The 25,509-nt window shown below is 70.8% G+C and carries 26 protein-coding genes; 9 read left to right on the plus strand and 17 right to left on the minus strand.

The window, feature by feature from the left end; genetic code table 11:
- The first annotated feature begins 170 nt into the window (after window positions 1-170).
- A complete protein-coding gene (locus tag ACIQV3_RS28920; protein WP_403716923.1) occupies window positions 171-728 on the plus strand; it encodes a GNAT family N-acetyltransferase in 558 nt (185 codons plus the stop codon).
- Here the strand turns inward: ACIQV3_RS28920 and ACIQV3_RS28925 are convergent.
- The 8 genes from ACIQV3_RS28925 to ACIQV3_RS28960 all read right to left on the minus strand — a co-directional run bounded on the left by ACIQV3_RS28925 (window position 725) and on the right by ACIQV3_RS28960 (window position 9,739).
- Window positions 725-2,461: a type VI secretion protein gene (locus tag ACIQV3_RS28925; RefSeq protein ID WP_403716925.1), complete on the minus strand. Its 1,737-nt coding sequence runs from the start codon at window positions 2,459-2,461 to the stop codon at window positions 725-727. The genes ACIQV3_RS28920 and ACIQV3_RS28925 overlap by 4 nt on opposite strands.
- 1 nt (window position 2,462) lies before the next feature.
- The gene (locus ACIQV3_RS28930; protein ID WP_389442885.1) at window positions 2,463-3,878 is read right to left on the minus strand and encodes an ATP-binding protein; all 1,416 of its coding nucleotides are present in this window, start codon (window positions 3,876-3,878) and stop codon (window positions 2,463-2,465) included.
- Window positions 3,879-3,897: 19 nt separating this feature from the next.
- Window positions 3,898-5,460 (minus strand): SCO6880 family protein, encoded by a 1,563-nt coding sequence (locus tag ACIQV3_RS28935; protein WP_403716927.1) that lies wholly within the window; start codon window positions 5,458-5,460, stop codon window positions 3,898-3,900.
- Window positions 5,457-6,764 (minus strand): hypothetical protein, encoded by a 1,308-nt coding sequence (locus ACIQV3_RS28940; RefSeq protein WP_403716929.1) that lies wholly within the window; start codon window positions 6,762-6,764, stop codon window positions 5,457-5,459. Before ACIQV3_RS28940 ends, ACIQV3_RS28935 begins: the two co-directional genes overlap by 4 nt.
- Window positions 6,754-7,566, minus strand: coding sequence for a hypothetical protein (locus ACIQV3_RS28945; RefSeq protein ID WP_403716931.1), 813 nt, complete (start codon window positions 7,564-7,566; stop codon window positions 6,754-6,756). The genes ACIQV3_RS28940 and ACIQV3_RS28945 overlap by 11 nt, the downstream gene beginning before the upstream one ends.
- A gap of 85 nt (window positions 7,567-7,651) precedes the next feature.
- Window positions 7,652-7,960 (minus strand): hypothetical protein, encoded by a 309-nt coding sequence (locus tag ACIQV3_RS28950; protein WP_031145169.1) that lies wholly within the window; start codon window positions 7,958-7,960, stop codon window positions 7,652-7,654.
- 351 nt (window positions 7,961-8,311) lie between these two features.
- Complete coding sequence (locus tag ACIQV3_RS28955; RefSeq protein ID WP_403716933.1) at window positions 8,312-8,662, minus strand: hypothetical protein; 351 nt, start codon at window positions 8,660-8,662, stop codon at window positions 8,312-8,314.
- A gap of 183 nt (window positions 8,663-8,845) precedes the next feature.
- On the minus strand, window positions 8,846-9,739 hold the full coding sequence (locus ACIQV3_RS28960) for a pentapeptide repeat-containing protein (protein ID WP_403716935.1): 894 nt from the start codon (window positions 9,737-9,739) through the stop codon (window positions 8,846-8,848).
- 102 nt (window positions 9,740-9,841) lie between these two features.
- Here ACIQV3_RS28960 and ACIQV3_RS28965 point away from each other — a divergent pair, with 102 nt between their 5' ends.
- The 4 genes from ACIQV3_RS28965 to ACIQV3_RS28980 all read left to right on the plus strand — a co-directional run bounded on the left by ACIQV3_RS28965 (window position 9,842) and on the right by ACIQV3_RS28980 (window position 13,471).
- Complete coding sequence (locus tag ACIQV3_RS28965) at window positions 9,842-10,450, plus strand: LysE family translocator (RefSeq protein WP_403716937.1); 609 nt, start codon at window positions 9,842-9,844, stop codon at window positions 10,448-10,450.
- A 362-nt stretch (window positions 10,451-10,812) separates the two neighbouring features.
- Window positions 10,813-11,349, plus strand: a complete 537-nt coding sequence (locus ACIQV3_RS28970) for a thioesterase family protein (RefSeq protein ID WP_403716939.1) — start codon at window positions 10,813-10,815, stop codon at window positions 11,347-11,349.
- 175 nt (window positions 11,350-11,524) lie between these two features.
- Window positions 11,525-12,544, plus strand: a complete 1,020-nt coding sequence (locus ACIQV3_RS28975; protein WP_403716941.1) for an NlpC/P60 family protein — start codon at window positions 11,525-11,527, stop codon at window positions 12,542-12,544.
- Window positions 12,545-12,757: 213 nt separating this feature from the next.
- Window positions 12,758-13,471, plus strand: coding sequence for a phosphatase PAP2 family protein (locus ACIQV3_RS28980; RefSeq protein ID WP_403716943.1), 714 nt, complete (start codon window positions 12,758-12,760; stop codon window positions 13,469-13,471).
- Between the two features lie 157 nt (window positions 13,472-13,628).
- Here ACIQV3_RS28980 and ACIQV3_RS28985 read toward each other — a convergent pair whose 3' ends face one another.
- Window positions 13,629-13,862 (minus strand): hypothetical protein, encoded by a 234-nt coding sequence (locus ACIQV3_RS28985; RefSeq protein WP_403716945.1) that lies wholly within the window; start codon window positions 13,860-13,862, stop codon window positions 13,629-13,631.
- Window positions 13,863-13,923: 61 nt separating this feature from the next.
- A complete protein-coding gene (locus ACIQV3_RS28990) occupies window positions 13,924-14,163 on the minus strand; it encodes a hypothetical protein (RefSeq protein ID WP_403716947.1) in 240 nt (79 codons plus the stop codon).
- Between the two features lie 145 nt (window positions 14,164-14,308).
- Here ACIQV3_RS28990 and ACIQV3_RS28995 point away from each other — a divergent pair, with 145 nt between their 5' ends.
- Both ACIQV3_RS28995 and ACIQV3_RS29000 read left to right on the plus strand, forming a co-directional pair.
- Window positions 14,309-15,163, plus strand: a complete 855-nt coding sequence (locus ACIQV3_RS28995; RefSeq protein ID WP_403716949.1) for a hypothetical protein — start codon at window positions 14,309-14,311, stop codon at window positions 15,161-15,163.
- Window positions 15,164-15,311: 148 nt separating this feature from the next.
- The gene (locus ACIQV3_RS29000) at window positions 15,312-15,467 is read left to right on the plus strand and encodes a hypothetical protein (protein ID WP_250744641.1); all 156 of its coding nucleotides are present in this window, start codon (window positions 15,312-15,314) and stop codon (window positions 15,465-15,467) included.
- 41 nt (window positions 15,468-15,508) lie between these two features.
- On the opposite strand, the gene ACIQV3_RS29005 is transcribed toward ACIQV3_RS29000, so the two are convergent.
- A complete protein-coding gene (locus ACIQV3_RS29005; RefSeq protein ID WP_403716951.1) occupies window positions 15,509-15,859 on the minus strand; it encodes a metal-sensitive transcriptional regulator in 351 nt (116 codons plus the stop codon).
- A 193-nt stretch (window positions 15,860-16,052) separates the two neighbouring features.
- Between ACIQV3_RS29005 and ACIQV3_RS29010 the strand changes: the two genes are divergently transcribed.
- Window positions 16,053-16,673 (plus strand): DUF47 family protein, encoded by a 621-nt coding sequence (locus tag ACIQV3_RS29010; RefSeq protein ID WP_355409568.1) that lies wholly within the window; start codon window positions 16,053-16,055, stop codon window positions 16,671-16,673.
- A 5-nt stretch (window positions 16,674-16,678) separates the two neighbouring features.
- On the plus strand, window positions 16,679-17,677 hold the full coding sequence (locus tag ACIQV3_RS29015; protein ID WP_266907254.1) for an inorganic phosphate transporter: 999 nt from the start codon (window positions 16,679-16,681) through the stop codon (window positions 17,675-17,677).
- 104 nt (window positions 17,678-17,781) lie between these two features.
- On the opposite strand, the gene ACIQV3_RS29020 is transcribed toward ACIQV3_RS29015, so the two are convergent.
- The 6 genes from ACIQV3_RS29020 to pstC all read right to left on the minus strand — a co-directional run bounded on the left by ACIQV3_RS29020 (window position 17,782) and on the right by pstC (window position 25,394).
- Entirely contained in the window at window positions 17,782-19,206 is a 1,425-nt protein-coding gene (locus ACIQV3_RS29020) for an integrin alpha pat-2 (protein WP_403716954.1), read from the minus strand.
- A gap of 53 nt (window positions 19,207-19,259) precedes the next feature.
- Complete coding sequence (locus tag ACIQV3_RS29025) at window positions 19,260-20,714, minus strand: FG-GAP-like repeat-containing protein (RefSeq protein WP_403716956.1); 1,455 nt, start codon at window positions 20,712-20,714, stop codon at window positions 19,260-19,262.
- A 79-nt stretch (window positions 20,715-20,793) separates the two neighbouring features.
- Complete coding sequence (locus ACIQV3_RS29030) at window positions 20,794-22,230, minus strand: FG-GAP-like repeat-containing protein (protein WP_403716958.1); 1,437 nt, start codon at window positions 22,228-22,230, stop codon at window positions 20,794-20,796.
- 287 nt (window positions 22,231-22,517) lie between these two features.
- Window positions 22,518-23,294 carry a phosphate ABC transporter ATP-binding protein PstB gene (gene pstB / locus ACIQV3_RS29035; RefSeq protein WP_389442853.1) on the minus strand — a complete coding sequence of 259 codons (777 nt, stop codon included), beginning with the start codon at window positions 23,292-23,294 and terminating at the stop codon, window positions 22,518-22,520.
- A 28-nt stretch (window positions 23,295-23,322) separates the two neighbouring features.
- On the minus strand, window positions 23,323-24,405 hold the full coding sequence (gene pstA, locus ACIQV3_RS29040) for a phosphate ABC transporter permease PstA (protein ID WP_403716960.1): 1,083 nt from the start codon (window positions 24,403-24,405) through the stop codon (window positions 23,323-23,325).
- Window positions 24,405-25,394, minus strand: a complete 990-nt coding sequence (gene pstC, locus ACIQV3_RS29045; protein WP_403716963.1) for a phosphate ABC transporter permease subunit PstC — start codon at window positions 25,392-25,394, stop codon at window positions 24,405-24,407. The genes pstA and pstC overlap by 1 nt, the downstream gene beginning before the upstream one ends.
- Between the last annotated feature and the right edge of the window lie 115 nt (window positions 25,395-25,509).

Genomic DNA, 25,509 nt, shown 5'->3' on the forward strand with positions numbered 1-25,509 from the left:
GCCGATGGTACTGCAGGGGGGACCCTGTGGGAGAGTAGGACGCCGCCGAACAATCATTGGAGAAGAGCCCCGTACCAGGGAACTGGTACGGGGCTTTTCTGCGTTTACAGGCATGTGTGGGGTGGAAACTCAGGTGAGGGCTGGTTGCCGGCTCGTTAGGATCCCGGGGTATGAACGAGTTCCTGATACGTCCTGTACGGGCTGATGAGTGGGCCGAGGTGAAGGAGCTGCGGCTCGCGGCCCTGCGGGATCCGGCCGCGCCGGTCGCCTTCCTGGAAACCCTTGAGCAGGGCGAGGGGAGGAGCGACGAGCACTGGCAGGAGCGGGCTGCGGGGGCCGCTGCGGGGCGGAAGGTTCGGCAGTTCATCGCCGAGGGGCCCGATGGGGAGTGGGTCGGGTCGGTGAGCGTGCTCGTCGAGGCGGCCGGCACGACGGACATCTTCGACGGGGAGATCGAGCAGGCCCAGGCGCACTTCGTGGGTGTGTTCGTCCGGCCGGCTCAGCGGGGGATCGGCCTGACCGAGGCGCTGTTCGGTGCCGCGCTGGAGTGGGCCTGGGGGCTGGAGGAGCCGGTGCTGGACCGCGTACGGCTCTTCGTGCACGAGGAGAACGCGCGGGCCGGGGCGTTCTACCGGCGGTTCGGGTTCGTGCCCAGCGGGAAGGTCGTGCCGATGCCGACCGACCCGTCCGCGAAGGAGCTGGAGTACGTGTTCCCGCGGCCCGCTTAGCGGGCGGCTACGGGGAGGTCCGCTTCCGGCCAGCGGGAGCGGGCCTGCTCGCGGCTGCGGCACAGGGCGAGGAGCGGGAGCGTCGTGTCCTGGAGGAGCTGCGGCAGTTGGGGGATCGGGGCCACGGCGGCGACGTCCTCGAAGACCAGGGTCAGTGGTGGGTCGAGCCGACCGTCGGATGACCGTGCGGCCATGCGGCGGCCGTGCTCGACCACGCTGGAGGCGAGTGCGGTCAGCAGCGGCATCGCACCCGGGTGGGCCCGGGGGTCTTCCAGGGGTTCGCCCACCACGTAGAGGGTGCCCCCTTCGGAGACGAACGATGCGAGGGCGAGGGAATCGGTTCGGTTCGGGGTGCAGGATTCCCGGATGTGGATCGAGGACAGGGCCGTCAGGGCGCGGGCCGTGAGGTGCTGGGCCTGCTCGCGGCGGTCCGGGTGTGCGGTGAGGGCGCTCTCGAGCTCGCCGGCCGCGCCGGGGGCGGCGGTTGCCGCCTGGGGATGGGTGCGCAGGATGCGGACCGGTTCCTGGGCGTTGGTGCCCTGGGCCCAGCGGTGCAGCTGCTTGAAGGGGCGGTTGTCGAGGGCGGCGGCCTGGAGCCAGCTGCGCAGGAGCGTTTCGGCGGTGTCCGCGATGGCCGAGTCCATACGGGCCTGGGGGCGGACCGGAGCGAGCAGCGCGATGGCGCGGTCGGCGGCGGTGGCGCGGTCCGCGCAGCCCTCCGTGGGGCTCCAGTGGACGCGGGCCGGGGTGTCGCAGAGGTGGGAGGGGTCGTAGAGGAGGACGGGGCCCAGCTTGGAGCGGGCGTCCTTCGTTTCCGACCAGAGGGTGGGGGAGGACGTGATCACGAGGATCGCGCCCGGGGCGGTCGCGATGGCCTCTGCGGCTGCGGCGGTGCGAGCTTCGGGTGGGGCGTAGGCCAGGCGGTGGCCTTGGGGCGGGATTCCGGCCGGGGCGGGTGCCGGTGCGGGTGCGGGTGCCGGGGCGTAGCCGAAGCCGTAGCGGTACGCCTCGTCGGTGGGTGCGGCGCCGTTGCCGGGGGCTCTGCCCCCGGGGCCCTGCGCCTCAAATGCCGGGGAGGCTGGGATCGGCGAGGCCGCCGGGTGGGACTTGGTGGGGATGGGGACTGTGGACGGGTGCGGGGCCGTTGCCGGGGGCCAGCCCCCGGACCCCCGCTCCTCAAACGCCGGAGGGGCTGGATTTGGCGTAGAGGCTGAGTAGGCCGGCGACGCCGGTGGGGATGGTGGGGGCTGTGCCGATGAAGAGGCTGGGATGGGGTAACTCTGCGGGGGAGTTGGGGCTTGCTGGCTCGGCTGGCTCGGCTGGCTCGGCTGGCCCGGCTGGCCCGGCTGGCCCGCCGCTTGACGCGCCAGGCGGCGGCGGGATTTTGTGCGGGCGACGATGCCCAGGGTGAAGATGGCCAGGACCAGGAGGATCAGGAGCTGACTGATGAACAGGCCCCAGAAGAGGCCCCAGTTGGAGAGGGCCTCGGGGGGTGTGTCCGGCCAGGCGGCCGGGATGTTCTGGGGTTGAGCTATCAGCGAGCGGACCGCGGTCGGAGTGCGGGTGAAGGTGACCTTGTCCGGCCAGGCGCCCTTCGTGAAGAGGGCTGCCAGGCCGGTGGACGTCCAGGTGAGGACGGCCAGGCCCAGGAGGAAGGCCAGGAGGCCCACCAGGAGGCCGTCCGGGATGCCGCCCTGGGGGCGGGGGGCCGGGTGGTCCGTGCGGTCGGGCATGTCAGGCCACCGTGGTGGCCGAGCCGCCGGCGTTGCGGTGGCGTTCCATCAGGAGGGCCCGCTCCTCTGTCTCGAGTTCGGCGGCGAGGAGGTCGTCGGGCAGGCGGTGCTGTACCGAGGATTCGGTCATGGCGCGGTCGGTGAAGACCAGGGGGCGTTCGGCTTCGGTGATCAGGTGTTTGACGACCTGGACGTTGCCGTTCACGTCCCAGACCGCGATGCCGGGGGTCAGGGTCGGGATGATTTCCACCGCCCAGCGGGGGAGGCCCAGGACACGGCCCGTGGCGCGGGCCTCGTCCGCCTTCTGGGCGTAGATGGTGCGGGTCGAGGCCATTTTGAGGATGGCTGCCGCTTCTCGGGCCGCCGCGCCGTCCACCACGTCCGAGAGGTGGTGGACGACGGCCACGAAGGACAGGCCGAGGCGCCGGCCGAACTTCAGGAGGCGCTGGAAGAGCTGGGCGACGAAGGGGCTGTTGATGATGTGCCAGGCCTCTTCGACCAGGAAGATGCGCTTCTTGCGGTCCGGGCGGATCCAGGTGTGTTCCAGCCATACGCCGACGATCGCCATCAGGATCGGCATGGCGATGGAGTTGCGGTCGATGTGGGAGAGGTCGAAGACGATGAGGGGGGCGTCGAGGTCGATGCCCACCGTGGTCGGGCCGTCGAACATGCCGCGGAGGTCGCCGTCGACCAGGCGGTCGATGACGAGCGCCACGTCCAGGCCCCAGGCGCGGACGTCGTCTATGGCCACGTTCATGGACTGGGCCGATTCGGGTTCCGGGTGGCGGAGCTGTTCGACGATGTCCATCAGGACCGGCTGGCGGTCCGTGATGGTTTCCACCACGTAGGCGTGCGCGACCTTGAGGGCGAAGCCGGAGCGTTCGTCCAGGCCGTGGCCCATGGCGACTTCGATGATGGTGCGGAGCAGCGCGAGCTGACCCGTCGCGGTGATCGCCGGGTCGAGGGGGTTGAGGCGGATCCCGTCGTCGTTCGCGGCGATGGGGTCCAGGCGGATGGGGGTTATTCCCAGCTGCTGGGCGATGAGGTTCCACTCGCCGACGCCGTCCTCGCCCTGGGCGTCCAGGACGACGACCTGGCGGTCCCGGAAGCGGAGCTGGCGTAGGACGTAGGTCTTTTCGAGGGCGGATTTGCCGTTGCCGGATTCGCCCAGGACCAGCCAGTGGGGCGCCGGGAGTTGCTGGCCGTACAGCTGGAAGGGGTCGTAGATGTAGCCCTTGCCGCTGTAGACCTCACGGCCGATGATGACGCCGGAGTCGCCGAGTCCGGGCGCGGCGGTGGGGAGGTAGACCGCTTGTGCCTGGCCCGTGGACGTGCGGACGGGCAGGCGCGTGGTTTCTACCTTGCCGAACAGGAAGCTGGTGAAGGCGTCCGTCAGGGCGGACATGGGATCTCGCATGGGCGGCCATTCCCTCCAGCTAGCGTCGGATGCCGGTGGCGAACGGCAGGGTGTTGACGAAGGCGCGGTGGTGCTCGCGGTCACACCATTCGAGCTTCAGGTAGGACTTGCCCGCCGAGGCGCGGATGGTGCGCTTGTCGCGGGCGAGGGCTTCGGGGGAGCGGGAGGACACCGTGATGTACCCGACCAGGTTGACACCGGCGGCGCCGCTCGCGAGGTCTTCGCCGCGCTGGTCGAGCCGGCCGTGGGCGGCGATGTCGCGGGGGTCGACGGTGCGGTTCATCTTGGCGGCGCGGCTGGCGTCGGCCTCGTCGTTCGTCTTCTCCGTGAGCATGCGCTCGATGGCGATCTCGGTGGGTTCCAGGTCCATGGTGACGGCGACCGTGCGGATGACGTCGGGGGTGTGGACGAGGAGCGGGGCGAGGAAGTTCACGCCGACCGGGGTCATCGGCCATTCCTTCACCCAGGCCGTGGCGTGGCACCAGGGGGCGCGGGTGGAGGACTCGCGGGTCTTGGCCTGGAGGTAGGTCGGTTCGACGGCGTCCAGTTCGGCGGGCCAGGCGTTGCGCTTGGTCATGGCCTGGATGTGGTCGATGGGGTGGTCCGGGTCGTACATGGAGTGCACGAGGGAGGAGAGGCGGCCCTGGCCCAGCGGCTGGCGGACGCGGATGTCCGCCTCGGCGAGGCGGGCGCAGATGTCGGTGAGCTCGCGGGCCATGACGATGGCGAGGCCGGCGTCGCGGTCGACCTTGCGGCCCTTGTGGGGGGTCGCGGCGCGGGCGATGGTGTGGGCCTCGGCGGCGAGCTCGCGGGTGAAGTGGATGCAGGCGACGAGGTACGCGCGGTGCTGCTCCGAGGAGGTCGACACCATCGACTGGAGCTGGTCGTACGAATCGCGCAGCCAGACGGGGGCGTGGGTGTCGCCGCGGGCGGCGACGTCCTTGTCGTGGGCCTCCGGGTCGGCGGGCAGGGTGCGTACGAGCATCTGGAGGCGGGTGACGAAGCCGTCGCCGTTGGCCACGTGCTTGAGGAGGGTGCCGAAGCGGTCCACGAGGGCCTCTTGGTCCTCGCTGTCGCGCAGGCCCACGCCGGGGCCCTCGATCTCGATGGCCGCGGTGACGGTTCTGCGGTCCGCGTGGAGCAGGACGGCGATCTCGTCGGGGCCGAAGGGGGCGGCGAGCCAGTTGATGCGGCCGATGCCGGGGGGCGGGCCGACCTCGACCTCGCGGCCGTCGCCGGCGCGGATGCCGGCTTCCATGGCGCCGGAGCGGAACGTCGTGCCGCGGCGCAGGGTGCGCTTGAAGCTGCGGTTGATCTCGAACCAGCGGTAGAAGGTGCGGCCGCGGTAGGGGACGTAGACGGCGGCGAGGGCGAGCATCGGGAAGCCGGCGAGGGACACGATGCGCAGGGTGAGGGAGGGGACGAGCAGTCCGCTCATCATGCCGAGGAACGCGCCGGCGATGATCAGGGCGATCTCGCCGGTCTCGCGGTTCTTGCCGACGATCGCGTTCGGCCGGGCCCGGCCGATGAGATACGTGCGGCGGGGCGTGACCGGGTGGAGCTGGTGGGACTGGGTCGTCACCGCCCGTCACCTCCTGTGTTCCTCGTGCTGGAGCCCGTACGGGGCGGGGGCGTGGCGGACGGGCCGCCGCTGTTCCCGCCGCCGGAGCGTCGGCTGCTGTGTGCGGCCATGCCTCCGGAGATCTGGTTGTCGCCGCCGGCGCGGTGGGCGCCGCCGCCGCTGTTTCCGCCTCCGCTGCCGCCGCCGCGGCTGCTGTGGGTCTTGATGCCCTGGGAGACGAGGGAGGCCGGGGAGCTGATGACGGCGGCCGCCTGGGCGCCGTCGGTGGCCTTGCTGCGGTTGGTGCGGGCGGAGGCGATCTCGTCGCCGAAGCCGGGGACGAAGCGGTAGATCATCGCGGAGGCGAAGATCGCCAGGAGGATGATCGCGAGGCCCGAGACGACGGCGGAGAAGGCGTTCGGGCCCTTGTCGCCCGCCAGGGCGCCGGCGAGGCCGAGGACGATGACGATGACCGGCTTCACGAGGATGACGGCGATCATGATGCCCGCCCAGCGGCGGACGTGGCCCCAGAGGTTGCGGTCGACGAGGCCGGCGTAGACGACGGTGCCGAGCAGGGCGCCGACGTAGAGGAGCGCGGCGCGGATCACGAGCTCCAGGCAGAGGATGCCGGCGGCGAGGACGGTGACGAGGGCGACGACGATCAGCATGATCGGGCCGCCGCCGATGTCGTCGCCCTTCTTGAGGGCTTCGGCGAAGGAGCCGAAGAAGACGTCGGTCTGGCCGCCGGTCGCGGAGGCGATGACCTCGGTGACGCCGTCGGTGGCGGAGACGACGGTGTAGAGGATGAGGGGGGTGAAGGCGGAGGCGAGGACGGTGAGCCAGAGGAAGCCGATGGCTTCGGACATGGCGGTGGTGAAGGGGACGCCGCGGATGGCTCGTTTGGCGACGGCGAAGAGCCAGAGGATGAGCGTGAGGATGGTGGAGGCGGCGAAGACGATGGCGTACTGCTTGAGGAAGGCGCCGTTGGTGAAGTCGACGTTGGCGGTGCCGTTGACCGCCTTGCTGAGTTCGCCGACGATCCAGGCTGCGGCGTCGGCGCAGCCCTTTGCCAGGGAGGAGAGCGGGTTGAGGGCGTCTGCCGGATCGCTGGGTGCGAGGCCTGTGCCGGGGCCGTTGGGGGCGGTGCCTTCGCGGTTGCAGTACTGCTTCGCAGGTCCGATCAGCAGGTCGCAGGGGTCATCGCTGGGTAGCCGAGACGGGGTTGGTGTGGGGCTCGGGGCGGCGTAGGCACGGGTCGCCAGGCCTGCGATGGCCAACTGGGCGCCGGTGACCATGCCGACCCGGAGCCGGAGGCTAGCGGGCATAGGTGAAGCCTCCGAACTCCTTGACGGCCTTGCTGATGTCCTCGGAAGGTGACGCGACCGCATCGCCGGGAACCGGTGCGGGGCCGTCCTGCTGGGAGTCGGAGAGGACCTTCCAGTCTCCGCCCGTCCAGACCAGTTCGAACGTCCAGGTCTTCCACGTCGTGCGTACCGGGTCGGTGGACTTCGCTCCGGACATGCCGATGAGGCCCGTGTACCAGACGGAGACCTTCGCGTTCGTCGGTGTGTAGCTGTCGGTTCGGGTGCCGACGGGGACGGCGCGGGTGACGAACGTGCTGCCCTGCGGAGGGTTGCCGTTCGCGTCGAGTCCGAGTTTGGCGAGGAATGCGGCCGAGTACGCCTCGTCCTGAGGGCCTCTCAGTTTGGCAGCGGCGTCCGGTGTGTAGATCCCGTCTACGAGCGTGTGCCGGGTGTTCTTTCTGAACATGCCGTCAGAGCCCAGTGCCACCGCGTAGTTCGCCGCTGCCGACTGGGCGCCCTGTTCGGTCTGGGCGAAGCCCTTGGGGATGCCCGCGGACTTGCCGTCCACCGGGGCGATGCCCGTGGCTGCCGTTGGGTTGGTTGCCGTGGGGGCCTTGTCCGTCGGCGGGGGGGTTTCGGGGGTGCGGGACTGGTTGGCGAAGGCGATGGCTGCGATGAGGAGGACCACCACGCCGACGACGGTGATCAGGCCTCGGGGGGTGCGGCGGGGTGGGGCGTACGGGTCCGAGGGCTCCGGGAAGCGGGTACGGGTCTGGCCGGTGCCGCCGACCTCGCCGCCACCGTATTGGTCGTCGGTGCTCATTCGGTGTTCGCCCCCTCCGCGTCGTACGACGGTAGCGCTGGTATCCGCGCAGGCGCGGTGTGGTGAGTCCTCATCAGGGCTCGGGCTAGACGGCCATTCCGTAGACGATCGTGAAGAGGGTGCCCAGTGAGCCGATGATGAAGACGCCCGTCAGGCCGGCCACGATGAGGCCCTTGCCCTGTTCCGCGCTGAAGGTGTCGCGCAGTGCGGTCGCGCCGATGCGTTGCTTGGCAGCGCCCCAGATGGCGATGCCCAGGCAGAGCAGGATCGCCACGGCCATGACCACCTCGATCATGATCTTCGCTTCGTTGCCGAGACTGCCGAACGGCCCCCAGTTCGGAGCGATTCCGCCGATGATGGTGGTGATGTCGCCCTTTTCGGCTGCCAGGATCATGTAACTCACCGCCCCAGTATGGGTAGTTCCGGTAGCCCGTGCCCGGACGGCAAGGGTCACGCCCTATCTTCCCTGATGAAACCGCCGTCGGATGTCGACTTGACTGCTCTCTTTACCCGATCTGTCGCCCCGGGTGTCGGCCGTATGTCCTGACCTGGGGTCGGGCGGCGTGTGGGGGAAAGAACGTATGGTCACTCTGTGTATCACGAGGTGTGACTGCGGGCAATGATTGCCGTCTCGGTGCGGTGGTGGCTCGGATCGGGCCGCGCCGTTTGGCGCAACGGGGGCCGCGCCCGGGGGGTGGGCCGGGCGTGGCGCCGGTGGGGTGTGTGGGCGTGTGGGGGGTTTGGGCTACGGGGCGAGGATGTTCGAGGTGAACGGGGCGTAGCGGGTTTCGCCGGAGTGGATGACGCCGATGACCTCGCCGGTGCACCAGCGGCCGCTGGTGATGAAGACGGGGCTGTCGGTGTGGTTCGTGACCGCGGCGGGGCCGTCGTGCAGGACGCAGCCCGACGGGTCGTGGATCGGGTGGCCGTTGATGACCAGTTCGCCCGAGGACGCGTGCGCGGAGCCGCCGAGGCCGAGGGTGAGGAGGGTGGCGGCCGTGAGGGTGCCGAGCGTACGGAGGGTGCCGAGCGTGCGGGGGGTGTCGAGGGTGCGGGGGGTGCTGGGGGTGTCGAGGGGCGTGGTTGGGCTTCGCATGGGGGGAGCCTTCGGTGGGGTGGGGGCGGAGTCGGCTCGGATGGGCTTCTTCCGGTTGTGTGGCTCACCGTAGGGGGTTCGTTTCGGGGGGTGGCGTCCGTGGAGGGGCGTGTGGATGCGCCGGGGGCGCACGGGTGGGTGGTGTGCGCCGCCGTCCCTGTCGGGGTGGGCCCGGACCAGCGCCTACGGGAGCCAGTGCGCGGGGCGGGTGAGGGAGGGCGGGATGCGGGTCGCGGGGTTGCCCCGGGCCGCGTTCAGCTGGGGCTGGGTGAGGAAGAGGGCGCCGGTGAGGTCGGCGTCGCGCAGGTCGGTGTCGCGGAAGTCCGCGCCGATCAGGTCGGCCGTGCGCAGGTCGGCGCCCTTGAGGTCGGCGGCGATCAGGTAGGCGCCGCGGAGGTTGGCGCCGCGCAGGTTCGCGCCGGGGAGGCGGGCGCCCATCAGGTCGGCGCCGCGGTGGTTCTTCTTGCGGCCCGCCACCCCGGCCCGTACGAGCTCGCTGGTCTGGAGGAGGAGGGTGTTCGCCTCCTGGCGCAGCGGGGCGATGTCGAACTCCGCGAGGGTCTGCGGGGTGGCCCCGGTCCACCGGGTGGTGTCGGCCAGGGCGGTGCGCAGCTGCGCGGGGAGGGGGTGCGCGGCGGGGAGGGGGAGGGCCTCGGTGCGGGTGAGGGCCTCGGCGAGGTAGAAGAGGAGCTCGTGCAGGTTCCGCATCACCGGGAAGACCGTGAACATCGTGGCCGCGGTGCCGGGGCGGGAGCGCCAGTCCCGGCCGCCGAAGGTGACCTGGGAGACCTGCTGGCCGGCACCGAAGCAGTCGAAGACGGTGCAGCCCGGGAAGCCCTTGTCGCGCAGCCCGGTGTGGATGCCGCAGCCGAAGTCCTGCCGGAGGTTCTCGCAGGGGGTGCCGGCGGGCTTGTTCACGGCGAAGTCGGTGGACTTGGAGAAGGGCAGGGCCACGCAGCAGAGCGCGAAGCAGTCGGCGCAGTCCGCTCGCAGGAGGGGGAGCGGGGCGGGGAGCGGGGCGGGGAGCGCGGCGGGCGCGCCGGGGCGGGCGGGGCCGGAGGGCTGGGGCTTGGGCACGTCCCCATTGTCTCCCCGTGGGGGAGTTGGGTGGTGCTCGCGTGGGTGGGGGAAGGCGGAAAGGCCTTGATCGTCGTGGGTGGGTCCGGCGAGCATCGCCGTATGACCGAAGTGATCGCAGTAGCCGTCATCACCTTCCTCGCCGTCATCAGTCCCGGCGCCGATTTCGCCATGGTCGTCCGCAACAGCTACCTCTACGGGCGCCCCACCGGCCTGTTCGCGGCCGCGGGGGTCGCGGCCGGGGTGCTGGTCCACGTCTCCTACACGATGCTCGGGGTCGGTCTGCTGATCGCCTCCTCCGCCGAACTGTTCACGGTGATCAAGCTCGCGGGCGCCGCGTACCTGGTGTGGATCGGGATACGGACCTTCCGGGCGCGGACCGAGGTGGCCGTGGACCTGGAGGAGAAGGGCGGGCTGACGCCGTTCGGGGCGCTCCGGAGCGGCTTCCTGACCAACGTGCTCAATCCGAAGACCACGCTGTTCGTCGTGTCCACCTTCACGCAGGTGGTCGGGCCGGGGACCCCGGTGTGGCAGCAGGCCGGGTACGGGCTGTTCATGTCGGCGGCGCACCTGGGCTGGTTCGGCGCGGTCGCGCTGTTCTTCTCCGACTCCCGGCTGCGCGACCGGATGCTGAAGGCGCAGAAGGCGCTGAACCGGGCCATCGGCTCGGTCCTGGTGGGGCTCGGGGTGGGGCTGGGCTTCGCCCGCTGAGTCGGGGTATCGGGCCCCTGCGAGGCCGGGAGGGAATCCGCGATATCCCCAAACGGCGGACTGTTGCCCACATGGTTGGATACGCTCCCTTTCGTGGGTGCGAGAACCAAGCGCGCACGGTGTGCTGATCGAGAACCAAGACAGCACAAGCGGTACAAGCCTTGCCGTACCAAACCGGGCTGGTTCCAACCCGGCTGGTGTTGATCGTGGAAGACCTGTCGGGTCGCTGACCTACAGGCGGCGTGAGCCAGGAATCTCCCTGCGCAAGCTGGGAGAGGGTTCAACTACGAGATCCTGCGCCACAGGCCGATCGGCCCGTTGGAGCTATCCACTAGCTGCTGCGGGCCGGCCGGGGCACCGAGGTGGTCGAGGCCGCGCTCGCGCCCGCCGGGGCCGCGCCCGTGATGCTGGCGCGGGCGCTGCGGATCCGGGTGGCGGAGGACTCCGTACCGTCCGTGGTGCCCGCGCCGGAGCTGCCGCCGCCCGGCGAGGTGGGGCCGGCGCCGTTCTTTCCGGTGCCGTGGGAGAAGGGCTACCACTCGGCGATGGAGACCCGCTTCGCGCGGGGCGCGTTCGTCGAACCGGGTCCCGGGACCTGCTGGATGCGGATGGGGGTGCCGCTCGTCGCCGGGGAGGAGCCGCGGCCCCTGGACCGGGTGCTGGTCGCGGCGGACTCCGGCAGCGGCATCAGTGCCGTCGTGGACTTCGGCCGGTACCTCTTCGTCAACGGCGACCTCACCGTGCACCTGCACCGCCATCCGGCCGGTGAATGGGTGTGCGTGGAGGCCCGTACGAGCGTGGACGCGGCGGGCATCGGGCTGGCGGACGCGCGGCTGTACGACGAGAAGGGCCCGATCGGGCGGAGCGCGCAGAGCCTGTTCGTCGCCCCGAGGGGGTAGGGAGGGGGAGCGGGGCCGAATACTTCGTATCGTCCTATGAGTTCACCCGTCCGCCGGGGTGTGTGCTCCAAGTGCCCCGGTTGCGTTGGTTCCTGTGCCGCATCCTCGGCGGGATGATTCGACACGGGGTGGCGGGAGCGCCGGGAAAAGCCGTTCGATGGGGGAAGGTTGGCGGGTGCGCAGACTCTGGGTGGTCGGTGGAATCAGCTTCGGGGCGTGCCTGTGCTTTCTCGCCCTGCTCGTGATCGGTACGTACTCGGCGGCCGCGGGCATCGCGACCGGCGCCGGCGGGCGGGCTTCCGGGCTCGCGAAGGGGGCCGTGCCGGGGAAGTACCAGTCCCTCGTGCAGAAGTGGGGCAACCTCTGCCCGACGCTCACCCCGGCCCTGCTGGCCGCCCAGCTCTACTCGGAGAGCGGCTGGAACCCGGGCGCCGTGAGCCCGGCCGACGCGCGGGGCATCGCGCAGTTCATCCCGGGCACGTGGGCGACGCACGGCGTCGACGGCGACGGCGACGGGGACCGTGACATCTGGGACCCGAACGACGCGATCCCGTCGGCGGCTTCGTACGACTGCGAGCTGGCGCGGTACGTGTCCAAGGTGCCCGGGGACGCGGTGAAGAACATGCTGGCCGCCTACAACGCGGGTCCCGGCGCGGTGAAGCAGTACGGGGGCGTCCCGCCGTACCGGGAGACCCAGGGGTACGTGAAGACGATCACGACCCTCGCCAAGAGCTTCGAGGCCCCCGTCGGGCGGGTCGCGCCCTCGCAGCAGGCCGCCGGGGCGATCTACTTCGCGCAGAAGCAGCTGGGGACCCCGTACTTGTGGGGCGGGAACGGGACGCCCGAGCAGGGCGGGCGGTTCGACTGCTCGGGTCTGACCAAGGCCGCGTACGAGTCGGTGGGGGTCGATCTGCCGCGTGTGGCGAACGACCAGTACAACGCCGGTCCGCATCCCTCGCGCGCGGAACTGCTGCCGGGGGACCTGGTGTTCTTCTCCGATGATCTGACGAACTCCCGGGAGATCCGGCACGTCGGGCTCTACGTGGGCGGCGGGTACATGATCAACGCCCCGTTCACCGGAGCCGTGATCCGCTTCGACAAGATCGACACGCCCGACTACTTCGGCGCGACGCGGGTGACGAAGGACGGGGCGGAGGCCCTGCCCCGGCGCGAGGGCGTCGGCAACACAGTGTGAAGCAAAGGCCCTGAGCTGCAACGATGAGTCACTCTTCGATAACGTTGGGGTGATCATTCGGTGGAGAGCGGAACGTAGCCGCCAGAACGGGCGTTCCATGGTCACTGGGGGCAGGACGAGTGCAAGGGCCGGGTTGATCACCGGGGGGCGAAGGGCCGCACACAGGCGTGCGGCCGTACGGGTACCAAGGCAAGGGCAAGGGGCCGCATCACCATGGCTGGACTCACAACAGGTGGGCCGAACGTGGATGTAAGCCTGCTGTACGAGATCAACGGACTCGCGCGCCACGCCCCCGGCCGGCTGGACCGGACGGTCGCGGTCCTCGGGGAGTACGGGATCCTGCTGGCCCTCGTGCTCCTGGTGCTGTGGTGCTGGCGCGGAGCGCGCCGGCAGGACGAGCCCGCCGCCGTCGAGACCTTCACCGCGCTCGTGTGGGCCCCGCTCGCCGCCTCGGCAGCGCTGCTCCTCAACATCCCGCTGCGCGAGTTCGTGGGACGGCCGCGGCCGGCCGCGCAGCACGGCGGTGTCGAGGTGCTGGAATCCGGCGCCGGGATCGGCCACAGCGCCTTCTCGTTCGTCAGCGACCACGCGACGCTCGCGATGGCCCTCGCCGTCGGCCTGTTCGTCGCCCACCGCAAGCTCGGCTTCATCGGGATCGGGCTGGCCCTGCTGGAGGGCTTCACCCGGGTCTACACGGGCCAGCACTATCCGACCGACGTCATCGGCGGGCTCGCCCTGGGCACCGCGGTGGTGCTGCTGCTCGCGCCGCTCGCGATGGCGCTGCTGACCCCGGTGGTACGCGCCGTGGCCCGGTCCCCGCGCCTGGGCGTACTGGTCCGGGCACGCGAGCGGGTGGTGCCCCGCCCGGTGGACCTCGCGGCGACCGAGCCCGCGGGGCGCGGGCACGAGAGCGACCTCGCCGCCTGACGCGGTGCGGGTGCCCGGGCGGCGCTCGGGCGGCGCCCGGGGCGTCAGCCGATGCGGTACGAGTCCCAGACGCTCAGCACCACGGCCGCCAGCAGGCACAGCGCCGCCGCCCCGAAGCAGACGCGGACCGCGGCCGGGCGGGAGCGCGGGGGCGGGGTCACCGATCGCCGCCGTGGTCCGTAGCGTCCGCCTCCGCGTCGGAACGCCGGTAGCGGGAGCGCAGCCACAGGCCGGTGCCGGTGGCCGCGGCGGTGGTGACGCCGATGGCCAGGGCGACGTCGCCCGGCCCGTCGGCCGTGCCCACGGGGCTGGCCCGGGCCGGTGCGGCGGGGGCGAACGCGATCATCAGGGCCCACAGGAGGGCGGCGAGTCGGGGCGCGGGTCCGGGCATGAGTCAAGGGCAACCGCTCCCGGGCGCGTCGGCCATCCGGGCCGTCCGATCGGGCGACCCGCTACTCCGGGGCGTGGGCGGCGGCGTCCTTGCGGGCCAGGTCGCGGGAGCGGCGGGCCGGGCCGCGCCAGCCGCACGTACAGGCGGCCAGGCTGAACGAGCCCCGCTCGGAGGTGCTCGTGGCGTGAGCGGCGTGGTCGGCGTGATCGGTGGAGGGTGCCGGCGCCGGGCCCGAGGGGTCGCGGGTCAGCGGCACTGCGGCAAGCGGAGGGACGAGAGTCGCTTCGGTGTGCGGTTCCACTCCACCAAGGTACCGGGCCGGGGGCGGGTGGGGCACCGGCCCGGGGCGGGGAGGCCGCAGCCGTGACGGGAGGCCCGGGACCTCGTTAAGCGGAGCGGGTGGGGCCTCGGGCAAAAAGCGGTCACGCGTTGGGGGTTGGCAGGCGATGGTGGTGCACCAGCACAGGCGAGGGCGCGCGGGCAGGGCTGCGGTCGCGGTCGGCCTGGCCCTGACGGTGGCGGCGTTGAGCGGGTGCGGCGGCGATGCCGTCGCGGGCGACGACGGCCGGCCGGCGGCCGATGACGGCCGGGCCTCCGGCGATCCGGGGGCTACGGTCCGCGCGGCCGCCGACGCGCTGGCCAGGACCGGGAGCGCGCAGGCCCGTACGGCCATGGAGATGGCCACGGGCGGCACCCGGGTCACGATCCGGGGCGAGGGCGGGGTCGACTTCAAGAACCGGATGGGGCAGCTGCTCGTCATGCTCCCCGACGACGCCAAGGGACAGGCCGAGCACCGGCCGATCACCGAGCTGCTGGTGCCCGGCGCGCTCTACATGAAGAACCGGGGCGCGGGCGTCCCCGCCGACAAGTGGGTCCGCATCGACACGACGGCCCTGGCCGACGGGAACCTCGTCACCGGCGGGGCCACCGACCCGATGGCCGCCGCGGAGCTGCTGCGCGGGGCGCAGGAGGTGACGTACGTGGGCGAGACCGAGGTGGGCGGGACCAAGGTGCGGCACTACCGGGGTACGACCGACATCGCGCGGGCCGCGGCGCAGGCCTCACCGGCGGTGAAGGGGGCGCTGGAGGCGGCGGCGAAAGGGTTCGGCAAGGACGCGGTGCCGTTCGACGCCTACCTCGACGCCGAGGGACTGCTGCGGAAGGTCCGCCACCGCTTCACCTACGTCAACGCCGGCGTGATCGATGTGTCTTCCACCACGCTGCTCTACGGCTTCGGGACCCCGGTCACCGTCGTATTGCCGGCCGAAGGGGACATTTACGCCGGGAAGATCGCCGATTAGCCGGCCGGAGCCCCCGGGGGCGGCGCGATCGGGCCATGGCCGGGTAGCCGGAAATGGTCCATCCGTGTCATGCGCGCCGCGCCGCGCGCTCCCTACGCTGAGAAGCCGAGCGCCGGCGACCGGACGACGGCAGATTGAGGTGACACGCGTGACTCCCGCAGGCGGTTCGACGGTGCAGGACCTCGTGGCTCTCGCCGAGATCGAGCTGTGCGGAGAGTTGATCATCGCGGCGTCGGCGGTGGCCGAGGAGAGGCTCAGCCAGGACCGGATCGACGAGGTGCTGATGGGCGTGTGGTCCGGCTGACCCCCGTTCCCCGGGCCGGGGCCGTCCCTCCGGCGCACCGGTCAGGTGCGCAGCAGCCGGGCGATCGCCTTCGTCGCTTCCTCGACCTTGGCGTCGATCTCTCCTCCGCCCTTGAGGGCCGCGTCGGCGACGCAGTGCCGCAGGTGCTCCTCCAGTAGCTGGAGCGCGAAGGACTGGAGCGCCTTCGTGCTCGCCGAGACCTGGGTGAGTATGTCGATGCAGTAGACGTCCTCGTCGACGAGGCGCTGGAGCCCGCGGATCTGGCCCTCGATCCGGCGCAGGCGCTTGAGGTGCTCGTCCTTCTGGTGGTGGTAGCCGTGCACCGGGACGGCCGCCGTCTCGGCAGCCGTGTCCGTGGTGGCTCCGGAGCCCTCCGCCTGGATGGCAGTCATGCGTCCTCCCGTGTCCGGAATGGGGGACCTATACCCCTCATGGGTATAGGGTACCGGCCCCCGGCCGCAGGGGCAGGGGCCCGTCGTCCTCACTCTGCCTGATGGAGGACACTGGGGAACTGCCGGTTAGCCGTGGCCGGGGGATGCGCCTAGCATCAGCCTGACCGAATCCAATGCACCCCGAGGACCTCACGTGCGATTTCGTCTGACCCCCAGGGAGACGAGCTTCTACGACATGTTCGCCGCATCCGCGGACAACATCGTCACGGGCTCGAAGCTCCTGATGGAACTGCTCGGAGCGGACATGTCCGCCCGAGCCGAGATCGCGGAGCGGATGCGGGCAGCGGAGCACGCGGGAGACGACGCGACCCACGCGATCTTCCACCAGCTCAACTCCTCCTTCATTACGCCGTTCGACCGCGAGGACATCTACAACCTGGCGTCCTGCCTCGACGACATCATGGACTTCATGGAAGAGGCGGTCGACCTGGTCGTCCTCTACAACGTGGAGGAGCTCCCCAAGGGCGTCGAGCAGCAGATCGAGGTACTGGCGCGCGCGGCCGAGCTGACCGCCGAGGCCATGCCCCACCTGCGCACGATGGAGAACCTGACCGAGTACTGGATCGAGGTCAACCGTCTGGAGAACCAGGCCGACCAGATCCACCGCAAGTTGCTCGCCCAGCTCTTCAACGGCAAGTACGACGCCATCGAGGTGCTGAAGCTCAAGCAGATCGTCGACGTGCTCGAAGAGGCGGCCGACGCGTTCGAGCACGTCGCGAACACGGTGGAGACCATCGCGGTCAAGGAGTCCTGAACCTCGTGGACACCTTCGCTCTGGTCGTGACCATCGGTGTCGCGCTCGGCTTTACGTATACGAATGGTTTTCACGACTCCGCGAACGCGATCGCGACCTCGGTCTCGACCCGTGCGCTGACCCCGCGCGCCGCGCTGGCGATGGCCGCGGTCATGAACCTCGCCGGTGCCTTCCTCGGCAGCGGGGTCGCCAAGACGGTGAGCGAGGGCCTGATCGAGACGCCCCACGGCAACCGGGGCATGTGGATCCTCTTCGCGGCGCTCGTCGGCGCGATCGTGTGGAACCTGATCACCTGGTACTTCGGCCTGCCCTCGTCCTCCTCGCACGCGCTGTTCGGCGGCATGGTGGGCGCGGCGCTGGCGGGCGGTACGGAGGTGCTCTGGTCGGGAGTGGTCGACAAGGTCGTCATCCCGATGTTCATCTCGCCGGTCGTCGGCCTCGTGGTCGGCTACCTGGTGATGGTCGCCATCATGTGGATGTTCCGCCGCGCCAACCCGCACAAGGCCAAGCGCGGTTTCCGCATCGCGCAGACGGTCTCTGCGGCCGGCATGGCCCTCGGCCACGGTCTGCAGGACGCGCAGAAGACCATGGGCATCGTGATGATGGCCCTGGTCATCGCCGACGTGCAGAACGCGGGCGACTCGATCCCGGTCTGGGTCAAGATCGCCTGTGCCGTGATGCTCTCGCTGGGTACGTACGCGGGCGGCTGGCGCATCATGCGCACCCTCGGCCGCAAGATCATCGAGCTGGACCCGCCGCAGGGCTTCGCGGCGGAGACCACCGGTGCCTCGATCATGTTCGGCTCGGCGTTCCTCTTCCACGCGCCGATCTCCACCACCCACGTGATCACCTCGGCGATCATGGGTGTGGGTGCGACCAAGCGGGTGAACGCGGTCCGCTGGGGCGTCGCCAAGAACATCATCCTGGGCTGGTTCATCACCATGCCGGCCGCGGCGCTGGTCGCGGCGCTCAGCTTCTGGGTGGTCAACCTCGCCTTCGTGTGAACGAGTGCGACCGAAGCCCAGTGCGCCCCGCCGGATCGGCTGATCCGGCGGGGCGCACTGGCGTGTGGGGCGGGCGGCTCGGTCAGCCGGCGGTCAGCCAGCGGTCAGCCAGCGGTCAGCCAGCCGAAGTAGGCGCGGCGGGCGGGGCCGCCGAGGTCGGTCAGGTTGAAGCTGGTGGCGCCGGTTCCGGTGACACCGCCGGCGTCGGTCTTCAGCTTCCAGACCCGGCCCGCGTAGCCGTCCTCGCCGTAGCCGCCGACGTACACCTCGGGCTTGCCGTCCTTGTCCGTGTCGATCACGCTGAGCGCGGACCCGAAGTGGTCCTCCTTCTCGGAGGTGCTGGGGACGCCCGCCGAGTCCTGGGTGAGCGTCTTGGCGCCGGTGGTGGTGACGCCGGTCGCGCTGCCGCGCAGGACGGTGACGGCGCCGGCCCGGAACGTGGCCTCGGGGTCCGTGCCCGTCTCGCTGCTGGCGCCGATGAGGAGGTCGCCGTACCCGTCCTGGTCCGTGTCGCCGATCGCGACGGCGTTCCCGAAGAAGTCGCCCACCTCGGCCGTGCCGGGGACGCCGGCGGTGTCCTGGTTGTAGTAACGGACGGGGAGCGTGGTGCTGATGCCCGTGGAACTGCCGTACGTCACGGTGAACCCGCCGCCGTCGCCCCTGGTGTGCATCCCCGAGTCGCTGCAGGCGAAGTCCTGGTAGCCGTCCTTGTTGAGGTCGCCGAAGGCCCGGTCGTCGCAGGAGCCGAGGACGGAGCCGGCCGGGACGAGCCCGCCGGGGGTGCCCTTGAGGAGGACGCCCTTGTCGTAGCTGGAGGCGACGATGTCGGCGATGCCGTCCCCCGTCATGTCACCGACGTGCAGGTTCGAGCCGTAGATGCCGTCCAGGGTCTGCGTGTCGCGGTACAGCACCTTGGCCGGTTCGTTGGTGGCCGGGTCGAGGGGGCCCTGCAGGACGGCGATCCCCTGCTTTCCCCCGTCGTTGGACTGGGTGACGATGTCGGCGATCCCGTCGCCGGTGACGTCGCCGACCTGCGGCTTGTACGGGACGACGCTGGTCCCGCCGGACGTGTAGGCGCCGTAGCTCAGCACACCGGTGTACCGGCCGGTGATGCCGTCCTCGCTCCCGCGCAGCACCAGGATTCCGGTGCTCCGGTTCTCGGCGTCCGAGCCGCCCTCGACCAGCAGGTCGGTGTAGCCGTCGCCGTCCACGTCGCCGTGGCTGGAGGGGGTGCCGAACCGCCCGTAGGTGGCCGGGAGTCCGGGCACGCCGGGGGTGTCCTTGGTGATCACTACGGGCTTCTGCAGGCCGGTGGGCGAGCCGTACTGGATGGAGAGCGCGCCGGCCCGCTCCCGGCCCGCGACGGTGACGGCGTTGGCCGAGACGGCCAGGTCCGGGTAACCGTCGCCGTTGAAGTCGGCCGAGCCGGCCGGGGCGGCGGTGGGGGCGGCCGTGGCGGCTACCGGGGTGGTGAGGCCGATGACGGTGGCCGCGCACAGGGCGGCGAGGGTCAGGCTCTGCTTGCGCATGGGTGAGGTCTCCAGCCTCCGGTGAGGAGGGGCCCGGTGAGGGCGGGGGCCGGTCAGCCCGCGAAGCGGTAGCCGAAGTTGGAGGCTCCGGCGGTGCCGCCGAGGGTGGTCAGGCCGAAGCTGGTGGCCCCGGTGCCGGTGAGGCCGGTGCCGGGCGCGGTGGTGAGGTTCCAGACGTGGCCGGTGTAGCCGTCCTCGCCGTTGCCGCCGACGTAGACCTCGGGCCTGCCGTTCTTGTCCGAGTCGATCGTGGCGATCGCGGAACCGAAGTGGTCGTCCTTCTCGGAGGCGCTGGGGACGCCCACGGTGTTCTGGGTGACGGTCTTCGCGCCGGTGGTGGTGATGCCGGTCTTGCTGCCGCGCAGCACGGTGAGGGCGCCGGCCCCGGCGGTGGTGGCCGCGTCGTCACCGGTCTCGTACGAGGCGCCGATCAGCAGGTCCGCGAAACCGTCGCCGTCGGTGTCGGTGATGTCCAGGGTGCTGCCCCAGCGGTCGCCGATCTCGGACACGCCGGGGACGCCGGCGGAGGACTGGGAGAGGAGCAGGGCGGGCTTGGTGGTGTTGAGGCCCGTCGGGCCGCCGTAGTTCACGCTGACGGCATCCCGCACGACGTCGGTGCGCGCCGGGCTGTAGCCGAGGCCGACGGCCAGGTCCAGGTATCCGTCACCGTTGAGGTCGCCGAAGGCGGAGCCGTAGATGTTCGAGTAGTCCGCGTGCTCCTTGAAGGTGCCGCTGCCCTTGACCAGGCCGGTGCGGCTGCCCTTGAGGACGGTGCTCGCGGGCTTGTAGTCGCGGTGGCCGACGACGGTGACGTCCGCGAGTCCGTCGCCGGTGATGTCTCCGACGAAGAGGCCGTCGCCGCGCAGGCCGATGCCGTCCTCCTTCCAGATGTCGCGGACGACGGTGGACGCGGCTTTGCCCGTGGTGCGGTTGATCGGCCCGGACAGGACGGCGAAGGTGAAGCCGAGGCGGCCGCCGTGGGCGCGGATCACGATGTCGTCGGTGCCGTCGCCGTTGATGTCGCCGGCGCCGAGTCCGGCGCCGAGGAGCCCGGGGTCGGTGGACGTGGAGGTGCCCGGCGGGAGGGTGGTGGAGGCGCCCGTGATGCCGCTCTCGGAGCCCCACAGGATGATGTTCTTCGAGACCCACTGGACGTACAGGTCGTCGTAGCCGTCGCCGTCGAAGTCGCCGTGGGCCTTGACCTCGCGCCACTTGCCGTCCTCGACCGCGTCACCGCCGACGCCGGGGGTGGCCTGGCTGATGACGGCGGCCGTCTCGTACTTCAGGCCGGTGGCCGAGCCGTAGGCGATGGTGACGGCGCCGGCCCGCTTGATGCCGTTGACGGTGGCGGTGTGGGCGCCGATGGCGAGGTCGGGGTAGCCGTCGCCGTTGAAGTCGGCGGTGGGGGCCTTTGCGGGCGTGGTGGCCGCGGTGGCCGGGGTCAGGGTGGTGAGGCCGAGGACGGCGGCCGTGCAGGCGGCCGTGACGAGCAGCGTGCGGGTGCGCATGGGCTGGGTTCCCCCCGGAACTGGTGGGTGATGGGGTGGGGCCGGCCCCTCGGCAGCAGGGGCCGGCCGGAGGTGGCGCCTAGTTGCTGAACCAGGCGCCGAAGTGGGCGCCGCCGTAGCCGGCGCCCAGGTTGAAGGACGTGGCGCCGGTGCCGGTGAGGCCGGTGGCGCCGTTCTGGAGCTGCCAGACGCGGCCGACGAAGCTGTCCTCGCCGTTGCCGCCGACGTACAGCTCGGGCTTGCCGTCCTTGTTCGCGTCGAGGAGGGTGACCGACTCGCCGAAGTGGTCGGACTTCTCCGAAGTGCTGGGGACGCCCGCGGAGTTCTGGGTGAAGAGCTGGGAGCCGGTGCCGGTCAGGCCGGTCTTGGAGCCGCGCAGCACGGTGATCGCGCCGGCCACCTGGGTGGTGGCCTCCGTGCCCGACTCCCAGGAGGCGCCGACGACGAGGTCGGCGTAGCCGTCCTTGTCGATGTCGCCGAGGGTGACGTCGTTGCCCCAGCGGTCGCCCTTCTCGTTGACGCCCGGGACGCCGGTGCTGTTCTGGTCGTAGAAGCGGGAGGGCAGGGTCGTGCTGACGCCCTTGGGGCCGCCGTAGGTGACGGTGATGCTGCCGGTCAGGTTCGCGTCGTAGCCCGCGGGGTTGCTGACGAAGTCGCGGTAGCCGTCCCCGTTGATGTCCCCGAAGGAACCGCGGTAGCGCGCGTTGATCTCGCCGCCCTGGACCAGACCGGTGGGGGTGCCCTTGAGGACCTGGGCACCTGCACCACCCTGGGTGCTCGTGCCCATGGCCACGATGTCGGCGATGCCGTCGCCGGTCATGTCGCCCACGTCGACCGAGCTGGTGGAAACCCTGTCCTTGGCCTCGGTGTCGCGGAACTGGGCGGAGGCGGGCTTTCCGGTGGCGCGGGCGAAGGGGCCGAACCGCGTGGCCGTGCCCCAGACCGCGTTGGTGGTGGGCCCGACCTGGGCGGGCAGGACGAGGTCGTCCTTGCCGTCGCCGTTGACGTCCCCGATCGCCAGGGAGTTCGTCTGGATACGGGGCGACTGGGCGGTGCCGGCGCCCGCCGGGAGTTGGGTGCCGCCCGAGATGCCAGTCGGGCTGCCCCACAGGACCAGGATCTGCCCGCCGGTGATGACCGCCAGATCGTCGTAGCCGTCGGCGTTCAGGTCGCCGTGGGCGGACGAGAAGCCCCACCCGGTCTCGGTGGCGGTCGGCTCGCCCGGGATGCCGGCGGTGGCCCGGCTGACCATCTGCTGCTTGTCGAAGCGCAGGCCGGTGGGGGAGCCGTAGGCGAAGGAGACGAGGCCGGCTCCCTTGAGCCCCTCGACGGTGGCGCGCGGGGCGCCGACGGCCAGGTCCGCGTAACCGTCGCCGTTGAAGTCCGCGGCGTCCTCAGTGAGGGGCTGCGCCGGGGCCGTCACGGCGGCGGGTGCGGCGCTGGCGGGGGACAGGCCGGTGACGGCCAGGACGGCCGCGGTGCATGCGGCCGCCGTCAGGTACTTGGTACTGCGCAAAGGGTCCCCCCGGGGTCCGGTGACGGCTTCAAGGGCCGCTTCCGGTACGTAACTTGTCGCTGGCGTACGTATGACCAACGGGTCCGGGGCAGGGTTGTTGTGATCCAGGTCACGGTCCGGGGGTGCTGTGCCGGGTGCTGCGCGGGGTGGTGTGCGGGGTGGTGTGCGGGGCCGGGAAAGAGAAGCGGGCCGGCTCCCCCCACCCAGGGGGAACCGGCCCTTTTCTTTCTTTCGCCTTGCGGTGGCACCGCCATGCAGCACCGCAGGACGCTCAATCACATCTCGGTTTAGCCGAAGCGGCCCGAGATGTAGTCCTCGGTCGCCTGCACGGACGGGTTCGAGAAGATCCGGTCCGTGTCGTCGAGCTCGATCAGCTTGCCGGGCTGGCCCACCGCGGAGAGGTTGAAGAAGGCCGTGCGGTCGGAGACGCGCGCCGCCTGCTGCATGTTGTGCGTCACGATGACGATCGTGAAGCGCTCCTTGAGCTCGCCGATCAGGTCCTCGATGGCGAGGGTGGAGATCGGGTCGAGGGCCGAGCAGGGCTCGTCCATCAGGAGGACCTGGGGCTCGACCGCGATGGCGCGGGCGATGCACAGGCGCTGCTGCTGGCCGCCGGAGAGGCCGGAGCCGGGCTTGTTCAGGCGGTCCTTGACCTCGTTCCAGAGGTTGGCGCCCTGGAGGGACTTCTCCACGATGTCCGAGAGCTCGGACTTCTTGAAGGAGCCGTTGAGGCGCAGGCCCGCCGCCACGTTGTCGAAGATCGACATGGTGGGGAAGGGGTTCGGGCGCTGGAAGACCATGCCGACCGTGCGGCGGACCGCGACCGGGTCCACGCCGGGGCCGTACAGGTTCTCGTCGTCCAGCAGCACCTTGCCCTCGACGCGGCCGCCGGGGGTGACCTCGTGCATGCGGTTCAGGGTGCGCAGGAAGGTCGACTTGCCGCAGCCGGAGGGGCCGATGAAGGCCGTCACGGAGCGGGGCTCCACGGTCATCGAGATGTCGTCGATGGCCTTGTGGGTTCCGTAGAAGGCGGACAGTCCGCTGACGTCGATTCGCTTTGCCATGGTGGTCACTTCGCTTTCATTGATCGCGTCAGCGACCGGTCTTGGGGGCCTTCCAGCGGGCGATGCCGCGAGCCACCAGATTGAGGATCATGACGAAGGCGATCAGGACGAGCGCTGCGCCCCAGGCCCGGTCGTAGGAGGCTTCACTGCCGACCTTGTACTGCTCCCAGATGTACAGGGGGAGCGAGGACTGGGCACCTTCGAAGGGGTTGTTGTTGATCAGCTGGGTACCGAACACCAGCAGCATGATCGGGGCGGTCTCACCCGCGATGCGGGCCACGGCCAGCATCACGCCGGTGGCGATGCCGCCGATGGCCGTGGGGATCACGACCTTGAGGATCACGCGCCACTTCGGCACACCGAGGGCCAGGGCGGCCTCGCGCAGCTCGTTCGGGACGAGCTTGAGCATCTCCTCGGTGGAGCGGACCACGACGGGCATCATCAGGATCGACAGGGCCAGGGATCCGGCGAAGCCGGAGGGGCCGAAGCCGAGCATCAGGGTCCACGTCGTCAGGATGAACAGACCCGCGACGATGGAGGGGATGCCGGTCATGACGTCGACGAAGAAGGTGACGGCCTTGGCGAGCGAGCCCTTGCCGTACTCCACCAGGTAGATGGCGGTCAGCAGGCCGATGGGGGCCGAGATCGCGGTGGCCAGGGCGACCTGCTCGATGGTGCCGAGGAGGGCGTGGTACACGCCGCCGCCGGGCTCGAAGGAGGTCACGCCGTTCATCGAGTGGCTGAGGAAGTCCCCGTCGAGGACCTTCATGCCGCGGCTGATCGTCGTCCACAGCAGCGAGAGCAGCGGGACGAGGGCGAGGACGAAGCAGACCCAGACGACGGAGGTCGCGACCCGGTCCTTGGCCTGGCGGCGGTTCTCGACGATCGAGCTGGCCGTGTACGTGATGACCACGAAGAGGATGGCCGCGATCAGACCCCACTGGATCTTGCTGTGGAGGCCGGAGGCGGAGCCGATGCCGGAGCCGAGGGCGACCGAGGCGGCTGCGATGCCGGCCGGGGCCCAGCGGGGCAGGTGGCCCTGCTTCAGGCTGCTGGGGGCGGCGGACTTGGTGGCCCGGGAGGGGCGCTGGTCCTGGAGTGCGTGGCTCATCAGGCGTTCGCCCCCGAGAAGTCCTTGCGACGGGCGATGATCATCCGGGCGGCGCCGTTGACCAGCAGGGTGAGCAGGAAGAGCACGAGACCGGAGGCGATCAGGGCGTCGCGGCCGAACTCGTTGGCCTCGTCGAACTTCGCGGCGATGTTCTGCGCGAACGTGCCGCCGCCCGGGTCCAGGATGTGGCCGGAGATCAGGAAGCTCGGGGAGAGGACGGTCGCGACGGCCATCGTCTCGCCGAGCGCGCGGCCGAGGCCGAGCATCGAGGCGGAGATGACTCCGGAGCGGCCGAAGGGCAGCACCGACATGCGGATGACTTCCCAGCGGGTCGCGCCGAGGGCCAGTGCGGCTTCCTCGTTCATGCGCGGGACCTGCAGGAAGACCTCGCGGCTGACGCTGGTCACGATCGGCAGGATCATGATCGCGAGCAGGATGCCGACGGTGAAGAGCGAGCGGGCGACGCCGACCTGGGTCTTGTCGAAGACGTAGGTCCAGCCCATGTACTCGTCGAGCCACAGGTTCAGCCCCGCGAGCTGCGGGACGAGGAAGAGGGCGCCCCAGATGCCGTAGATGATCGACGGCACGGCGGCCAGCAGGTCGACCACGTAGGCGAGGGGGGCGGCCAGCTTGCGCGGCGCGTAGTGCGAGATGAACAGGGCGATGCCGACAGCGATCGGAACCGCGATGGCCATCGCGATGATCGAGCTGACGACGGTGCCGAAGAGCAGGACGGCGATGCCGAAGACGGGAGGGTTGGCCGACGCGTTCCAGTCGAACGTGGTGAGGAAGTTGCCCTCGTTGTCGGCCAGCGCGATGGAGGCGCGGTAGGTGAGGAAGATGGCGATCGACGCCATGATCACCAGGAGCAGGATGCCGGAGCCCTTGGAGAGGCCCGCGAAGATCTTGTCACCGGCGCGGCCGGTGGACCTTCCGCTCTTGGAGACGGGCGGAGCCGTGTCTATCTGGGTGGGTGTGGTGGAAACCATGATCTTTCCGGTCTGGATGGGGGGCAAGCCCCCTGGCGGCGGTGCACCGGATCCCCTGGGTGGAGGGGAGGGTCCCCGGGCCGGTCCGCCCCCCGGACGGGGGGAGCGGACCGGT

Source organism: Streptomyces sp. NPDC099050 (genome assembly GCF_044759865.1).
Taxonomy (GTDB): Bacteria; Actinomycetota; Actinomycetes; order Streptomycetales; family Streptomycetaceae; genus Streptomyces.

Excerpts from the sequence above, each read along its gene's own strand:
- ACIQV3_RS28920 (WP_403716923.1), top strand. The coding sequence starts at position 171 with ATGAACGAGTTCCTGATACGTCCTGTACGGGCTGATGAGTGGGCCGAG.
- ACIQV3_RS28925 (WP_403716925.1), bottom strand. The coding sequence starts at position 2,461 with ATGCCCGACCGCACGGACCACCCGGCCCCCCGCCCCCAGGGCGGCATC.
- ACIQV3_RS28930 (WP_389442885.1), bottom strand. The coding sequence starts at position 3,878 with ATGCGAGATCCCATGTCCGCCCTGACGGACGCCTTCACCAGCTTCCTG.
- ACIQV3_RS28940 (WP_403716929.1), bottom strand. The coding sequence starts at position 6,764 with ATGCCCGCTAGCCTCCGGCTCCGGGTCGGCATGGTCACCGGCGCCCAG.
- ACIQV3_RS28945 (WP_403716931.1), bottom strand. The coding sequence starts at position 7,566 with ATGAGCACCGACGACCAATACGGTGGCGGCGAGGTCGGCGGCACCGGC.
- ACIQV3_RS28950 (WP_031145169.1), bottom strand. The coding sequence starts at position 7,960 with ATGATCCTGGCAGCCGAAAAGGGCGACATCACCACCATCATCGGCGGA.
- ACIQV3_RS28955 (WP_403716933.1), bottom strand. The coding sequence starts at position 8,662 with ATGCGAAGCCCAACCACGCCCCTCGACACCCCCAGCACCCCCCGCACC.
- ACIQV3_RS28965 (WP_403716937.1), top strand. The coding sequence starts at position 9,842 with ATGACCGAAGTGATCGCAGTAGCCGTCATCACCTTCCTCGCCGTCATC.
- ACIQV3_RS28980 (WP_403716943.1), top strand. The coding sequence starts at position 12,758 with ATGGCTGGACTCACAACAGGTGGGCCGAACGTGGATGTAAGCCTGCTG.
- ACIQV3_RS28985 (WP_403716945.1), bottom strand. The coding sequence starts at position 13,862 with ATGCCCGGACCCGCGCCCCGACTCGCCGCCCTCCTGTGGGCCCTGATG.
- ACIQV3_RS28995 (WP_403716949.1), top strand. The coding sequence starts at position 14,309 with ATGGTGGTGCACCAGCACAGGCGAGGGCGCGCGGGCAGGGCTGCGGTC.
- ACIQV3_RS29005 (WP_403716951.1), bottom strand. The coding sequence starts at position 15,859 with ATGACTGCCATCCAGGCGGAGGGCTCCGGAGCCACCACGGACACGGCT.
- ACIQV3_RS29020 (WP_403716954.1), bottom strand. The coding sequence starts at position 19,206 with ATGCGCAAGCAGAGCCTGACCCTCGCCGCCCTGTGCGCGGCCACCGTC.
- ACIQV3_RS29025 (WP_403716956.1), bottom strand. The coding sequence starts at position 20,714 with ATGCGCACCCGCACGCTGCTCGTCACGGCCGCCTGCACGGCCGCCGTC.
- pstB (WP_389442853.1), bottom strand. The coding sequence starts at position 23,294 with ATGGCAAAGCGAATCGACGTCAGCGGACTGTCCGCCTTCTACGGAACC.
- pstA (WP_403716960.1), bottom strand. The coding sequence starts at position 24,405 with ATGAGCCACGCACTCCAGGACCAGCGCCCCTCCCGGGCCACCAAGTCC.
- pstC (WP_403716963.1), bottom strand. The coding sequence starts at position 25,394 with ATGGTTTCCACCACACCCACCCAGATAGACACGGCTCCGCCCGTCTCC.